Source organism: Pantoea sp. DY-17 (assembly GCF_019795975.1).
GTDB lineage: Bacteria > Pseudomonadota > Gammaproteobacteria > Enterobacterales > Enterobacteriaceae > Pantoea > Pantoea leporis.
Map to the genome: position 1 here is coordinate 555,959 of NZ_JAIMIG010000004.1, position 14,945 is coordinate 570,903.

Annotated in this window: 10 protein-coding genes and 3 tRNA genes; 4 read left to right on the forward strand and 9 right to left on the reverse strand. The window is 56.3% G+C overall.

The annotated features are described in order from the left end of the window. Positions 1 to 95 precede the first annotated feature (95 nt). Genes miaA through nnr form a run of 5 tightly spaced genes read right to left on the reverse strand, consistent with a single transcriptional unit; the run spans position 96 to position 6,573 of the window. Complete coding sequence (gene miaA / locus K5Y33_RS19385) at positions 96 to 1,037, reverse strand: tRNA (adenosine(37)-N6)-dimethylallyltransferase MiaA (RefSeq protein ID WP_110867436.1); 942 nt, start codon at positions 1,035 to 1,037, stop codon at positions 96 to 98. After that, positions 1,030 to 2,877, reverse strand: a complete 1,848-nt coding sequence (gene mutL / locus K5Y33_RS19390; RefSeq protein WP_222234928.1) for a DNA mismatch repair endonuclease MutL — start codon at positions 2,875 to 2,877, stop codon at positions 1,030 to 1,032. Before mutL ends, miaA begins: the two co-directional genes overlap by 8 nt. A 43-nt stretch (positions 2,878 to 2,920) precedes the next feature. Continuing rightward, a complete protein-coding gene (amiB, locus tag K5Y33_RS19395) occupies positions 2,921 to 4,579 on the reverse strand; it encodes an N-acetylmuramoyl-L-alanine amidase AmiB (protein WP_137386609.1) in 1,659 nt (552 codons plus the stop codon). Next, a complete protein-coding gene (tsaE, locus tag K5Y33_RS19400) occupies positions 4,576 to 5,052 on the reverse strand; it encodes a tRNA (adenosine(37)-N6)-threonylcarbamoyltransferase complex ATPase subunit type 1 TsaE (RefSeq protein ID WP_137386610.1) in 477 nt (158 codons plus the stop codon). Before tsaE ends, amiB begins: the two co-directional genes overlap by 4 nt. A gap of 3 nt (positions 5,053 to 5,055) precedes the next feature. Then, a complete protein-coding gene (nnr, locus tag K5Y33_RS19405) occupies positions 5,056 to 6,573 on the reverse strand; it encodes a bifunctional ADP-dependent NAD(P)H-hydrate dehydratase/NAD(P)H-hydrate epimerase (RefSeq protein ID WP_192412269.1) in 1,518 nt (505 codons plus the stop codon). Here nnr and queG point away from each other — a divergent pair. Beyond that, positions 6,572 to 7,711, forward strand: coding sequence for a tRNA epoxyqueuosine(34) reductase QueG (queG, locus tag K5Y33_RS19410; RefSeq protein WP_137386612.1), 1,140 nt, complete (start codon positions 6,572 to 6,574; stop codon positions 7,709 to 7,711). The two genes, nnr and queG, sit on opposite strands and share 2 nt — an antisense overlap. A gap of 435 nt (positions 7,712 to 8,146) precedes the next feature. Here queG and K5Y33_RS19415 read toward each other — a convergent pair. The 4 genes from K5Y33_RS19415 to orn all read right to left on the reverse strand — a co-directional run bounded on the left by K5Y33_RS19415 (position 8,147) and on the right by orn (position 9,446). Then, positions 8,147 to 8,222, reverse strand: a tRNA-Gly gene (locus tag K5Y33_RS19415). 196 nt (positions 8,223 to 8,418) lie between these two features. Continuing rightward, positions 8,419 to 8,494 (reverse strand) — tRNA-Gly (locus K5Y33_RS19420). Positions 8,495 to 8,522: 28 nt separating this feature from the next. Continuing rightward, a tRNA-Gly gene (locus tag K5Y33_RS19425) sits at positions 8,523 to 8,598 on the reverse strand. 299 nt (positions 8,599 to 8,897) lie between these two features. Further along, positions 8,898 to 9,446: an oligoribonuclease gene (orn, locus tag K5Y33_RS19430; protein ID WP_222234929.1), complete on the reverse strand. Its 549-nt coding sequence runs from the start codon at positions 9,444 to 9,446 to the stop codon at positions 8,898 to 8,900. Positions 9,447 to 9,549: 103 nt separating this feature from the next. Here orn and rsgA point away from each other — a divergent pair, with 103 nt between their 5' ends. The 3 genes from rsgA to mscM all read left to right on the forward strand — a co-directional run bounded on the left by rsgA (position 9,550) and on the right by mscM (position 14,934). Next, positions 9,550 to 10,593 (forward strand): small ribosomal subunit biogenesis GTPase RsgA, encoded by a 1,044-nt coding sequence (gene rsgA / locus K5Y33_RS19435; protein WP_101762855.1) that lies wholly within the window; start codon positions 9,550 to 9,552, stop codon positions 10,591 to 10,593. Between the two features lie 93 nt (positions 10,594 to 10,686). Continuing rightward, entirely contained in the window at positions 10,687 to 11,583 is an 897-nt protein-coding gene (gene asd / locus K5Y33_RS19440; RefSeq protein ID WP_101762854.1) for an archaetidylserine decarboxylase, read from the forward strand. Positions 11,584 to 11,598: 15 nt separating this feature from the next. After that, complete coding sequence (gene mscM, locus K5Y33_RS19445) at positions 11,599 to 14,934, forward strand: miniconductance mechanosensitive channel MscM (protein WP_222234930.1); 3,336 nt, start codon at positions 11,599 to 11,601, stop codon at positions 14,932 to 14,934. Positions 14,935 to 14,945: the final 11 nt, after the last annotated feature.

Below are 14,945 nucleotides of genomic sequence, written 5' to 3' on the forward strand. Positions count from 1 at the left end.
TATGCTTGTTGTTTGTTGCTTTAAGAACCGTGGTTCAGAAAAACTGCGTAAAAATTTGCGCACGATAACGGACCAATTGTACACAATCATCCCTGCTACGCACTAACTACCTTAAGCACCGCATTACGCGCTAACTCTGGCTCATCACTGTTTAACCAGTGTACTTCAGGCCAGCCACGTAACCAGGTCATCTGGCGTTTAGCGAGCTGCCGAGTGGCGCAAATTCCCCGATAAACCATTTCGTCGTAATCGATTTCACCTGACAAATAAGACCACATCTGGCGATAACCTACACAGCGAATGGAAGGCATGTCCGTATGCAAATCACCTCGCGCAAACAGTGCACGAGCCTCCGCTTCAAATCCTGACGCTAGCATCTGGTCGTAACGCAACGCAATGCGTTGATGTATCAGTTCACGACTCGCAGGTGCGATAGCAAACTGGTACACGTCGTAGGGTAACGCTTCGCCGGAGGTTTTTGTCAGTTCCGTTAAAGTTTTACCCGAAATAAAAAAAACTTCCAGTGCTCGCGAAAGTCTCTGCGGATCATTCGGATGAATACGACTACCGGCGACCGGATCGATTTCACACAGCTGACGGTGCAAGGCTTCCCACCCTTTCTCCGCCGCCATTTGCTCTATTCGCTGACGCACCTCGGGATCGGCCGAGGGCAACGGCGACAATCCTTCAAGTAATGCCTTGAAGTAGAGCATGGTTCCACCAACAAGCAACGGAATCTTCCCCTTCCGGGTGATATCCGCCATTTCTGCCAACGCATCGCGACGAAATTCTGCGGCGGAATACGCTTCCGCCGGATCGCGAATGTCCAGCAAACGATGGGGCGCCAGTGCTAACTCTTCTGCCGACGGTTTCGCCGTGCCGATATCCATCCCGCGATAGATTAAGGCAGAGTCAACGCTAATAAGTTCCACCGGAAGTTGCTGACGCAGCGAAATCGCTAATGCCGTCTTACCGGAGGCGGTAGGCCCCATCAAAAAAATTGCCTTTGGCCGGCTAGCCTGGTTTAGTTCACTCATGCTTCAACGCGTTTAGCGCGCTCTCAATCTCAATGGTCTGTAACAGACCTGAAGGCGGCGACTTCAGCAGTTGCGGACAAAGCCTTTCCAGCTCTGCCAGCAGTGCAATCGCCTGCGAGTGATTCCAGTGAGCGTCTTCTGCATCATCTCGACGCGCCAGCCATTGGGCCAACGTGGATGCAGAAACCTCTTGCTGCCGGGCCAGGTAGCCTAACAGTTCTGGAATCAAGATTTGTAAATTTTGTGTTCGTAACGGTAAAGGCACCGCGCGCAACGTCACGTGTTGCCCTTCTCGTTGTAAATCAATGCCCATCTGGCTCAGCAGCGCGGCATGATCGGCGATGGCAGCCAGCTCGGGCGCAGCAATTTTCAGGCGCACCGGGATCAGCAGCGGCTGCGGTTTTAAACCTTCTTCCCCTGGTTCAAGCTGGGCCTGTTTTAGCCAGCGCGCCGCCACGGCCAGCGATAACAATTGCAATGCGCTACCACGTTCCAGCAGCGCATATCGATCCTGCAAAACACTCAACACACGGCCGAAGCTTTGCGCATGGGCGGCCAGCGGAGCTTCACGCTTTTCCGGCAGACGTACCGGAGCCGCGGCAGGAACTGGCGCAGCGCGCGGCGTTTCTACCATCGGCGTTTTCATCAACTGCTTATAGGCATTACCTTCACGCGCACTGTAAACCGGCTCTTTGTTCTGCCAGTTCGCGGCCGCAGAAGCGCCGCCGCTGCGTGGCGTGTTGCTGGGTTGTGCAAAGTGGTTCGCGCCTGCCGCCTGACGGTTTTCTGGCTGCCACTTTGGCGCTGGTTCTTCGGCGTGGGCGATGGGCAATTCCGGCGCGCGGCTGGCTTGCAGCGCACTCATCACGCCTTGCCAGATAAAATCATGTACCAGACGCGACTGATGAAAACGCACCTCGTGCTTAGCCGGATGGACGTTGACATCCACCTGATGCGGGTCGATCTCCAGATAGAGCACGTAAGCTGGCTGCTGATCGTCACCAAGCTGCGTTTGATAAGCCTGACGAATCGCGTGATTGATGAGCTTGTCGCGCATCATGCGTCCGTTGACGTAGCAATATTGCAGATCGGTAACCTGGCGCGAACCCTGAGGATCGACGACCCAACCGCGCAGCGCTAAATCATCGTGCTGCCACTCAATGCGTAAAGCGTGCTGCATAAACGTGGTGCCGCAAATGGCCCCTAAACGCCGCTCCCGCTGCGCATCTTCACTGACCGCGCGATACTGACGCATTAACTTACCGTTGTGGCTAAGCGAAATAGCGACGTCAAAGCGTGCCAGCGCAATACGACGAATCACCTCATCGATATGGGTAAACTCGGTCTTTTCAGTGCGCATGAATTTGCGGCGAGCGGGCGTGTTATAGAACAGGTCGAGCACTTCCAGCGAGGTACCTACCGGATGCGCAGCCGGTTTCACCGTCACATCCATGTCGCGCCCTTCCGCGTAGGCTTGCCAGGCTTCGCTTTGGTCGGCGGTGCGTGAAGTCAGCGTTAAACGAGAAACGGAACTGATACTGGCGAGCGCTTCGCCACGAAAGCCGAGGCTCATGATCGCCTCAAGGTCATCAAGCGAAGCAATTTTGCTGGTCGCATGCCGCGCCAATGCCATTGCAAGCTCGGCTTTGGCGATACCGCAGCCGTTGTCGCGAATGCGGATGAGCTTCGCGCCACCTTTCTCAATATCGACGTCAATGCGCGTGGCACCGGCATCAAGGCTGTTTTCCACCAGCTCTTTTACGACCGACGCCGGGCGCTCAACCACTTCGCCTGCGGCAATCTGGTTCGCCAGCTGCGGCGGTAAAATCTGTATTGGCATGGTGGTGATCCTTCTGGCTGGTTGGCTCACGGGGAGCCAACAATCAGGATTGCGGAATTTTTAAGTTTTGCCCCAGCATCACATTGCTCGACTTCATATTATTCGCCTGCATGATGGCTTTCGAGCTCACGCCATAGTGCGCGGCAATCGCCGTGAGGGAATCACCGCGCACCACTTTATGCCGGGTTGGACGACTCGCCGCCACGCTGACGCTGGATTTCGCGGGCACCTTCAGGCGCTGTCCCACCCAAACCACATCGCGCTTCAGGCTATTCATCTCACGTAACGTCGCCATGCTCACGCCATATTTTGCCGCGATGCCCGACAGCGTTTCGCCACGCGTGACGGTATGGCGCTGCGTCGCGCCGGTATATTGCACCGTACCGGTCGCCGGGTTGCTGGCGACGCTAACCGCTGGTGCGCTGTCCAGCGGCCGGTTTTCCTCCTTTGGGATCGATTGCAGCGGATGCGTAAGGAAATAATTGCGCAGGCCTTTATAAATCGACTGAGCAATCTTCTCCTGATACGCGCTGCTGCCAAGCAGCCGCTCCTCCGCGGCATTACTAATAAAGCCGGTTTCGACCAGTAAAGAGGGAATATCCGGGGAACGTAAAACGCCAAGGCTGGCATGTTCCGGCAGACGCTTATGCAGCGGCGTAATACCGCGCAACTGCTGCAGGACTTTGACGGCGACGTCATAACCTACACGCTGTGAATGACCAAACTGCAAATCCAGCACTGCCTGGCTAAGATAGGGATCGGCCTGGCTGTTCGCCAGCAGATCCCCTGCGCCGCCCAGCAGCTCAGATTGTTTTTCTTTCTGTTCCAGCCAGTTCGCCATTTCGTTATTGGCGCGGCGGTTAGACAGCACCCAAACCGATGCGCCGGTGGCTGAGTGATTTGGCGCGGCGTCGGCGTGAATGGATACCAGCAGGTTCGCGTTCTCTTTACGCGCCACTTCTGAGCGGCCCATTACCGAGATGAAATAGTCGCCGTTACGCGTCAGCACCGGTTTGAACATCGGATCCTGATCCATCAGCGCTTTCAACTTACGCGCAATTGAGATGGTGACATTTTTCTCGTGCAAACCGTGCTGGCCGGATGCGCCGGGATCCTGACCGCCGTGCCCGGCATCAATCGCCACAATTACCACATCGTTGCGACTAACCGAGTTGCCGGGACGCACGGTGGTATTGCTGCTGGTCACCGCTGTCACCTGATTGGCGTTAAACGGATTGCCCTGGCTGCTGCTGCTCGGCTGGCTTTCACGCGCGGTGGTAACAGGCGCGGCAGCGGCCGGGCGCTTCGCTGGCTGCGTCCCACGAATGGTGAACACCACGCGATAATTACTGCCATCGCGCTGCGTGCTGGCGCGCGTCTGCGCGGGCTGCGTCAGTTCGAACACTAAACGCAGGCTTTGCTTATCCTTCGGCTGGCTATGGCGAATGCGCTGCACAATATTTTCGCCGCTAAAATTGAGCGGCAATCCTTTAATCGCGCCGCTTTGACGAATATCCAGCACTACACGATTGGGATTGTGCAGCGGAAAAAAGCCATACACGGGCTGACCGTTAAAGCTCAGCGTGACGGTAGCCTGGCTATCGCCATTTTCGACTTTGATATCCGATAACGTGGCAGACAACGCCGAGGCAGAAAACAGGCACAGCAAGCCCAGTACAATGATTTTCATCCGTGACATCATGCCGGATCCCTGCCTTGCTGGAATTGGGTTAACAGCGCTTCGCCCGTGGCGGAAATCGCGCTTATTTCGGCTTCACGCGCCGCATCCACGTAGCGCAACGTCAGCGCTAAATCGGGCTCAGGCAGCACGCCGGTGCCCCTCTGCGGCCACTCCACCAGACAGAGCGCATCGCCGGTGAAATAGTCGCGGATGCCCATGAACTCCAACTCTTCGGGATCGGCAAGACGATAGAGATCGAAATGGTACAGCGTGCGAGAGCCGAGCTCGTAGGGCTCGACCAGCGTATACGTTGGGCTTTTTACATTGCCTTGATGGCCGAGCGCCTGCAGAAAACCACGGCTAAAGGTGGTCTTACCGGCACCCAAATCGCCATAAAGATAGATCACCAGCGCGCTGTTGCAGACGCGCGCCAATTGCGCACCCAGATTCAGGGTTGCCGCCTCATCGGGCAAAGGGATAACACAGGTCTTCATGCTTTATTGTTGGATCATCTCTGGATTAACAAACTGCCACAGCAGCTCGAACAAATCAGTGGCTAACATGCCGCGAGTACCGCGCTGACGCGCGACGGCATCGGCTGTTGCCCCATGCGCGACACAGCCTGCGCAGGCTGCATCAAGTAATGTCAGTTTCTGGCCGAGCAGAGCGGCAATAATCCCGCTCAGCACATCGCCCATGCCGCCAGACGCCATGCCCGCGTTGCCCACATCGGCAATGGCGATGTCACCCGCCGCGCTGGCAATCACCGTGCCCGCGCCTTTCAGAACCACCACGCCGCCGTAGCGTTTCGCCAAGGCGCGCGCAGCGTGTAAGCGGTCACTCTCAATCTCGCTGGTTTTCACCCCCAGCAAGCGCGCAGCTTCGCCGGGATGCGGCGTAATGATGCGATTCTGACGGTTATCCTGCTTGATTGCCAGCAGGTTAAGCGCATCCGCATCCCAAAGCATCGGCTTTTCACTGGCCGCGATCTTTTTCAGTGCCTTCTGAGCCCAATCGCGCTGGCCGAGCCCCGGCCCAACAGCGATCACATCCGCCCACTCCAGCGCCTGATCCAGCCGTTCATCGCTCAGCGCATCAACCATTAGCTCCGGTCGCGCGGTGAGAATCGGGCCAATATTATCTTCATGTGTCAGCACGCGCACAAGTCCGGCGCCGGTTCGCAGGGCGGCTTCACCGGTCATGCGAATCGCGCCCGCCGTGCCGCTGTCACCGCCGACCACCAATAGCCGCCCCTGATCACCTTTATGTGAAGTAGCGCGACGTGGTTTCAGCCAGCGCGTTAAATCCCCGGCGTCATAGCGTGAAATCGGAGCCTGCTCAGCGGCAAGATATGCCGACAAGCCCAACTCATGGTTGTGCAGAACGCCAACGTAATCGCGCGCCTTGCCGGTCAGTTGGCCGGGTTTCAGCGTAATCATGCTTAGCGTGTGATCGGCGATGACCGTTTCGCCCGGCGCCGTGCCATTAGCCGCCAGCAAACCAGAGGGAATATCGATCGCCAGCACCGGTGCGGCATGCGCGTTGATGAGTGTGATCAGGCGATCGTAGGGATCGGCGGGCGCGCGATTCAGGCCGGTGCCGAGCAGCGCATCGACAATCACCTCAACCTGCTCCGGCCAGGGCGCATCCGCCGCGTGAATCACACCGCCCGCCGCCAGCCATGCGTCTTGCGCCTGCTGCGCCTCTTCTGGCAAGGCTTTGCTGCCTGCGCACGCCAGCAGCGTCACGTTCAATCCTGCTGCCTGCGCCAGTCGCGCCACCACATAACCATCGCCGCCATTGTTGCCGTGCCCGCACAGGATCAACCAATGCTGCGCCTGCGGCCACAGCTGGCGGCCTAATTCATAGCTGGCCTGGCCCGCACGTTGCATCAGCTCAAACAGCGTTAAGCCCAGGCTATCGGCGGCATCGCGTTCCAGTTGCGCCATCGCCTGCGCAGGCCAGACAGAGTGTGTTAAACTGCGCGCGTTTGCTTCAATTGCCTGGTTTCTCATGTCATATCCTCTCGATCTTCAACAGCTCGCTGAACAAATTAAACAGTGGGGACGCGACCTCGGCTTCCAGCAGGTGGGTATTTGCGATACCGATCTGAGCGCCGAAGAGCCCAAACTGCAGGCGTGGCTGGATAAGCAATATCACGGCGAGATGGATTGGATGGCGCGCCACGGCATGATGCGTGCGCGGCCGCATGAGCTGCTACCTGGCACGCTGCGCGTGATTAGCGTACGCATGAATTACCTTCCAGCTAAAGCCGCCTTTGCCAGCACCTTAAAAAATCCGCAGCTGGGCTATGTAAGCCGTTATGCGCTGGGCCGCGACTATCACAAAGTATTGCGCAATCGACTGAAAAAGCTCGGAGAAATGATTCAGGCGCACTGTGGCGAACGCAATTTTCGTCCGTTCGTCGATTCCGCACCGATTCTGGAACGCCCGATTGCCGCTAAAGCCGGTTTAGGCTGGACCGGCAAACATTCGCTGATCCTCAACCGTGAAGCGGGTTCGTGGTTCTTCCTCGGCGAACTGCTGATTGATCTGCCGTTACCGGTCGATCAGCCCCAGGAAGAGCAGTGTGGACGCTGTGTCGCCTGTATCACTATCTGCCCCACTTCCGCTATCGTCGAACCTTACGTGGTCGATGCGCGTCGCTGCATCTCCTATCTCACCATCGAGTTGGAAGGCGCAATTCCTGAAGAGTTCCGTCCGCTGATTGGTAATCGAATTTATGGCTGCGATGATTGCCAGCTGATCTGCCCGTGGAATCGTTACGGCCAGTTAACCGATGAAGATGATTTCTCGCCGCGCGCGGTGCTGCATGCGCCGCCGCTCACCGATCTGTTCAAATGGGATGAAGCCAAATTTCTGCGTATCACCGAAGGTTCAGCGATTCGGCGTATTGGGCATTTGCGCTGGTTGCGAAATATTGCGGTGGCATTGGGTAATGCGCCCTGGGCAGAAGAAAATATGGCGGCATTAGCATTGCGCAGCGGCGAACATCCCCTGCTTGATGAGCATATTGAATGGGCGATTGCACAGCAGTTGCAGAAACGCGCGGCGCAAGCGGTAGAAGTGCAGCCAGCGAAGAAACAGCGGCTGGTGCGCGCGGTCGAAAAAGGCCTGCAACGTGATGCGTGATTGAGCAGTCGCACAGGATAAAACGCTTTTCCACATGCTGTGAATAAAATTATCCCACTGAATCGTGACGGAGATCGTAATTTCGTCTTAAGGGCAAGATCACAGTCTGAAATAGTTATAACCACTTACAAATCAATCAATTAAGCGATTATTGTAAATATTCACGTCGTATTTAGCGCGCAGGGGTTTGTCCAGAGCTTGTGGATAACTCTGTTCAAAACAGTTTTAAACAACGGGGAAAACGCCGTCAGAAGCTTGCAGGCGCATTGTGGATAACCTGTAAGATAACTGCATCAGACAACAAGCATTATCGCTGCTAGCGAGGCGTGCAAAATTTCCAGAAAAAAACGGTGTCGCATGCGATCAAAAAAGATCTGCAGCAGTTTTAATTCTGATTGCGCCTAAGGGCAAATAACATTAGTGAATATGAAAATCTGGAGCGGGAAACGAGACTCGAACTCGCGACCCCGACCTTGGCAAGGTCGTGCTCTACCAACTGAGCTATTCCCGCATAATCTTCGTATTTTAGTCTGCTACTGCGTTGGCTGCCTTCACTCACCCAGGTCACTTACTCATGTAAGCTCCCAGGGATTCGTTCAGTTGCCGCCTTGTTGCAAACTAAAATACTCGATTCTGACTCTTCGTATTTTGTCACAACAATCACGCTAACGACTAAATCCGTGATTTGGATGGTTTACTACAAACTCTGGAGCGGGAAACGAGACTCGAACTCGCGACCCCGACCTTGGCAAGGTCGTGCTCTACCAACTGAGCTATTCCCGCATTAGAGGTTTACTACTCAACGAAAGTTTGGAGCGGGAAACGAGACTCGAACTCGCGACCCCGACCTTGGCAAGGTCGTGCTCTACCAACTGAGCTATTCCCGCATAATCATCGTATTTGTGTTGGTTACTGCGTTGGCTTCCTTCACTCAATCAGGTCACTTACTGAAGTAAGCTCCCAGATATTCGCTCAGTTGCCGCCTTGTACCCAACTCAACTACTCGATTCTGAACTTCGCCGTACTACTTTACTTCTCCGTTCCGCATGAAATTCTTCACCGGTACGGGGTGCGCATTATACGAGAAATCCTTTCAGTCGCAAGAGTCTAAAAGCAAAATTTTGCGCTTTCCGCGCGTTCGCTGCTTTTATCGACAACCTGATGATTTCCTGCGCACCCGCGGCGGTTAAAGCTGCAGTAAGTGCTCGCGATAGTACGCCAGCTCGGCGACGGACTCGCGAATATCATCCAGTGCCTGATGGCTACCGGACTTTTTAAAACCTGGCAAGATATCCGGTTTCCAGCGGCGCGCCAGCTCTTTCAGCGTGCTGACATCAAGATAGCGATAGTGAAAATAGGCTTCCAGTTCAGGCATGTACTTAAACAGGAAGCGACGATCCTGACCAATACTGTTGCCGCAAATCGGCGAGGTGTTCGCCGGCACCCACTGTTTCAGGAACTCGATGGTGGCCAGTTCCGCCGCACGGTCATCGTGCTCGCTGGCTTTGACGCGCGCCACCAATCCGCTATTGGTGTGCGTGCGCACGTTCCAGTCATCCATCAACGCCAACTGATCGTCAGATTGATGCACCGCGAACACCGGGCCTTCTGCCAGGATGTTAAGGTTGGCATCGGTCACGATGGTAGCGATCTCAATAATGCGATCGCGTTCCGGATCCAATCCGGTCATTTCGAGGTCGATCCAAATCAGGTTGTTTTCATTTCCAGCTGTCATGCGTTTCCCGCCTGTTGCCAAAGTCGTCATTAAACTCATTTCAGGTGTATCATAGACGTTTTGCCCAGCAGGGCGAAACCTGGCGAAAGCCGTGAGAGGATGCGTGAGTAAAAACAAACTGTCGAAAGGTCAACAACGTCGCGTAAGCGCCAACCATCAGCGTCGTCTGCAGCAACGGAGCGATAAGCCGGAGCCGGATGATAGTCTGTTTGGAGAAGCAGCTGATGGCGTGGTGATCAGCCGTTTCGGCATGCACGCAGACGTGGAAGATAGCGAAGGCGTTGTGCATCGCTGTAACATCCGCCGCACCATTCGCTCGCTGGTCACTGGCGATCGCGTTTTATGGCGCGCTGCCATTGGCGGCGGCAAAGGGATCGTCGAAGCGGTACACGAACGTAAGACGGTGCTTACGCGCCCAGACTTCTATGACGGCGTGAAACCCATCGCCGCCAACATCGATCAGATTATTATCGTTTCGGCGATCCTGCCAGAGCTGTCACTCAACATCATTGATCGTTACCTGGTCGCCAGCGAAACCCTTGGCGTGGAACCGCTGCTGGTGCTCAACAAAACCGACCTTTTAGATGCCGAAGGCCGCGCGTTTGTTGATGAGCAGATGGAGATTTATCGCAACATTGGTTATCGCGTCTTGATGGTTTCCAGCCACGCCAAAGATGGCCTGGTTGAACTGGAAAGCGCCTTAACCGGCCGCGTCAGCATCTTTGCCGGCCAATCTGGCGTGGGTAAATCGAGCCTGCTGAATAACCTGCTTGGCCTGGAGGTAGCGGCTGAAATTCTGACCAACGATGTGTCGAACGTTTCTGGATTAGGTCAGCACACCACCACCGCGTCACGCCTTTACCACTTCCCGGCGGGCGGCGATGTGATCGATTCACCGGGCGTGCGTGAGTTTGGTTTATGGCATCTGGAGCCGGAACAAGTGACGCGCGGCTTTGTCGAATTCCGTGAATTCCTTGGCGGTTGCCGTTTCCGCGACTGTAAGCACGATACCGATCCTGGCTGTGCCATTCGCGAAGCGGTGGAAGAGGGCAAGATTGATATCTCCCGCTTCGATAACTACCACCGAATTCTGGAAAGTATGGCGCAGGTAAAGACGCGTAAAAACTTTTCCTCCGACGCAGATTAAGCAGTACAACGGCACATTCGCCAACGCGCTGGGGCGCTGCTACAATCCGCCCCCTTTTTTGTTAACGACACGTAATTAAGCCAGGAGGCAACGGTGTTTGATCGTTTTAAACTCGGCCTGAATCATATTTTGCCTAAAAAAGGCCTCACCGAACTCGCCGGTTGGGGTGCCAGCCGCCGTGGTGGCTGGCTCACTAAAGCGGTCATCGACCTATTTGTCTGGTACTACAAAGTGGATATGGCGGAAGCCAGCAAGCCCCATACCGGCAGCTACCGCACCTTCAATGATTTCTTCGTGCGTCCGTTAAAAGAGGGCGCGCGTCCGATCGATACTGATGCCTCATTACTGGCGCTGCCCGCGGATGGCGCGATCAGCCAGCTGGGCCGCATTGCCGGCGATCAGATCTTCCAGGCCAAAGGCCACACTTACAGCCTGCAGGCGCTGCTGGCCGGTAACGACGATCTGGCGGATCAGTTTCATGACGGCGAGTTTGTTACCACTTATCTCGCCCCGCGCGATTATCACCGCGTGCATATGCCGTGTAACGGCATCCTGCGCGAAATGATCTATGTGCCGGGCGATCTCTACTCCGTCAACCCGCTGACCGCGCGTAACATCCCGAATCTGTTTGCGCGTAACGAGCGCGTGATCTGCGTATTCGATACCGATCATGGCCCGATGGTGCAGATCCTTGTCGGTGCCACCATTGTGGGTAGCATCGAAACCGTGTGGGCGGGCACCATTACGCCACCGCGCGAAGGTGTGATTAAACGCTGGCGCTATCCGTCTGCCGATCATGATGGTGCGGTGGTGCTGCTGAAAGGCCAGGAAATGGGTCGCTTCAAGTTGGGTTCAACGGTGATCAACCTGTTCGCGCCGAATCGCGTGAAGCTGGCAGAGAGCCTTGAAGCCGAAAGCAAAACCCGCCTCGGTCAGCCGCTGGCCATCGCCCTGCCTCAGCCTGGCGACAGCGTCTCACTTAGCAAATAACCCGGAATCTCTCCCGTGCGTGTTTTCCTCTCCTTGCTGCTGAGCCTTGTGCTCAGCAGTTCTGTATTTGCAGCCACCGTTCCGCAATCCAGCCAGCTAAAGCAGGAACTGGATGCGGCTAAATCGGCGAAAAGCTCACCCGCGCAAACTGAACAGGTGCAGGCGCTCGAATCGGCGATCAATTTCCTCAACGAGCGCGATGAGTCGCTGGAGCGCGCGAAGCAGTATCAGCAGGTGATTGATGATTTCCCGCGGCTGGCGCGCGAATTACGTCAGCAGATCGCCACGCTGACGGACAGCAGTAAGGCGGTGCGCAGCAATATGAGCAGCGCCGAGCTGGATCAGGAGCTGTTGCAGGTCAGCAGCCAGCTGCTGGAGGAAGGCCGCCAGGCGCAGCAGGAGCAGGATCGCGCGCGCGAGATCAGCGATTCACTGTCGCAGCTGCCGCAGCAGCAAACCGATGCACGCCGGGCGATGACCGAAAGCGATCGTCGCGCGCAGAGCGCTTCGACGGCGACTACGCCGCTGGCGCAGGCGCAGATTTACGCGCGTCAGGCGGAAAACGCCGCCAACAAAGCGCGCGTGGACGAGTTAGAGCTGGCGCAGCTTTCGGCGAATAACCGTCAGGAACTGGCGCGCATGCGCGCCGAAGTACATCAGCGCAAAGCGACTCAACTGGATAACTATCTGCAGGCGCTGCGCAATCAGCTCAACAATCAGCGCCAGCGCGAAGCTGAACTGGCGCTGGAGCGCACCGAGCAGTTGGCGGAAAACAGCGGCGATCTGCCGAGTTCGATCAGCGATCAGTTCCGCGTTAACCGCGAACTCTCCGCAGACCTCAATCAGCAAGCGCAGCGCATGGATTTAGTCGCTTCGCAGCAGCGTCTGGCCACCAATCAGACCTTGCAGGTGCGTCAGGCGCTGAGCACGCTGCGTGAGCAGTCGCAATGGCTGGGGGCGTCCAATCTGTTGGGCGAAGCCTTGCGTGCGCAGGTTGCCCGTCTGCCAGAGATGCCGAAATCTCAGCAGATTGACAGCGAAATGGGCCAGCTGCGGGTGCAGCGTCTGCATTATGAGGATCTGCTGGAGCGCCAGCAGGAACTGCGCAAAGCCAAACAGGATGACGGCACGCCGTTCAGCAGCGATCAGGTGCGCATCCTCGAAGCGCAACTCAAAACCCAGCGCGAACTGCTGAACTCACTGATTTCCGGTTGCGATACGCTGATTCTGGAAATCACTAAGCTCAAAGTTTCCAATACGCAGCTGCAGGATGCCTTAGCCGAAGTTAAAGATGCGACGCATCGCTATCTGTTCTGGACCGCTGACGTTAATACCATCGGCCTGAATTTCCCGGTGGAGATGGCGCAGGATCTCAAGCGTCTGTTGTCGCTGGATACCGCCGGCCAACTCGGCAAAGCGCTGGCGATGATGTTTACCAATCGCGAAACCGTGTTACCGATTATTGGTGCGATTCTGCTGGTTGGCTTCAGCATCAGCTCGCGTCGTCACTACAACGCCTTTATGGAGCGCTCCGCCAGCCGCGTCGGCAAAGTGACGCAGGATCGCTTCAGCCTGACGCTGCGCACGGTATTTTGGTCAATTCTGGTGGCGGTGCCGCTGCCGGTATTGTGGGCCGCGCTCGGTTACGGTTTACAACATGCCTGGCCTTATCCGTTCGCCGTGGCGATTGGCGATGGCATCACCGCCACGCTGCCGCTGCTGTGGGCCTTTATGATCAGCGCCGCGTTTGCACGTCCCGATGGCTTGTTTGTGGTGCATTTCCGCTGGCCGCAAGCGCGCGTGGCGCGTGCCATGCGCTATTACTCGCTATCGGTAGGGCTGATTGTGCCACTGATCATGCTGCTGATCGCCTTTGCCAATCTCGACGATCCGCAATTCTCCGGCACGCTGGGACGCGTGTGCTTCATCCTGATTTGTGGCGCGCTGAGTATCGTTACCGTTAGCCTGAAACGCGCCGGTATTCCGCTCTATCTGGATAAAGAGGGCAACGGCGATAACTTCGTAAACCGCATTTTGTGGAACCTGATGATCGCCCTGCCGCTGGTGGCTGCCCTCGCCTCCTGCATCGGTTATCTCGCCACCGCGCAGGCGCTGCTGGCGCGTCTGGAAACCTCGGTGGGCATCTGGTTCTTCCTGCTGGTGGTGTATCACATCATCCGCCGCTGGATGCTGATTCAGCGCCGCCGCATCGCCTTTGACCGTGCACGTCAGCGTCGTGCCGATATGCTGGCCAACCGCGCGCGCAGTGAAGAAGAGAAAGAGCAATCATCGCCAGCGAATGCCGACACCATCGAAATCGATGAGCCAAGCATTGATCTCGATGAGATCAGCGCACAGTCGCTGCGTCTGGTGCGTTCAATCCTGACGCTGATTGCGCTGGTTTCGGTGATTGTGCTGTGGTCAGAAATCCACTCGGCGTTTAGCTTCCTTGATAACATTCCGCTGTGGAATGCCAGCACCACCATTCAGGGCGTGGACAGCGTGCAGGCGATTACGCTGGGTGCGGTGTTGATTGCGATTCTGGTGCTGATCATCACCACGCAGCTGGTGCGTAACATGCCCGCGCTGCTGGAGCTGGCGCTGTTGCAGCATCTCAGTTTGGCGCCGGGCACCGGCTACGCCATTACCACTTTGACCAAGTATGCTTTGATGCTGATTGGCGGCTTGATTGGCTTCTCAATGATGGGCATTGAGTGGTCGAAGCTGCAGTGGCTGGTTGCGGCGTTGGGTCTGGGGTTGGGCTTCGGCATGCAGGAGATTTTCGCTAACTTTATCTCCGGCCTGATTATCCTGTTTGAGAAACCGATCCGTATTGGCGATACCGTGACCATTCGCGACCTGACTGGCAGCATCACGCGCATCAACACGCGTGCCACCACCATCACCGATTGGGACCGCAAAGAGATCATCGTGCCGAACAAGGCCTTCATTACTGAGCAGTTCGTGAACTGGTCGCTGTCGGATTCGGTCACGCGTGTGGTGCTGACGATTCCAGCGCCCGCCAGAGTCAACAGCGATGAAGTGACCAACATTCTTAAGCAAGCGGCCGATCGCTGCACCTACGTGCTCGATATGCCGGCGCCGGATGTGTTCCTGGTCGATCTGCAGCAAGGTATTCAGCTGTTTGAACTGCGCGTGCACGCGGCGGAGATGGGGCATCGCATGCCGCTGCGCCATGAACTGCATCAACTGATTCTGCGCGGCTTTGAGGAGCACGGCATTGAGATGCCGTTCCCACCATTCCAGGTACGCATGGAGACGTTAGGAAAGCAAAACCCCGCGACTAACGGTGCGCCCGCCAATAAAACCTTCAAATCTGGCGGATTATAAAAACAAAACGC

Coding starts and splice junctions, on each gene's coding strand:
- miaA (WP_110867436.1), bottom strand. CDS start 1,037: ATGAGTGAACTAAACCAGGCTAGCCGGCCAAAGGCAATTTTTTTGATG.
- mutL (WP_222234928.1), bottom strand. CDS start 2,877: ATGCCAATACAGATTTTACCGCCGCAGCTGGCGAACCAGATTGCCGCA.
- amiB (WP_137386609.1), bottom strand. CDS start 4,579: ATGATGTCACGGATGAAAATCATTGTACTGGGCTTGCTGTGCCTGTTT.
- tsaE (WP_137386610.1), bottom strand. CDS start 5,052: ATGAAGACCTGTGTTATCCCTTTGCCCGATGAGGCGGCAACCCTGAAT.
- queG (WP_137386612.1), top strand. CDS start 6,572: ATGTCATATCCTCTCGATCTTCAACAGCTCGCTGAACAAATTAAACAG.
- nnr (WP_192412269.1), bottom strand. CDS start 6,573: ATGAGAAACCAGGCAATTGAAGCAAACGCGCGCAGTTTAACACACTCT.
- orn (WP_222234929.1), bottom strand. CDS start 9,446: ATGACAGCTGGAAATGAAAACAACCTGATTTGGATCGACCTCGAAATG.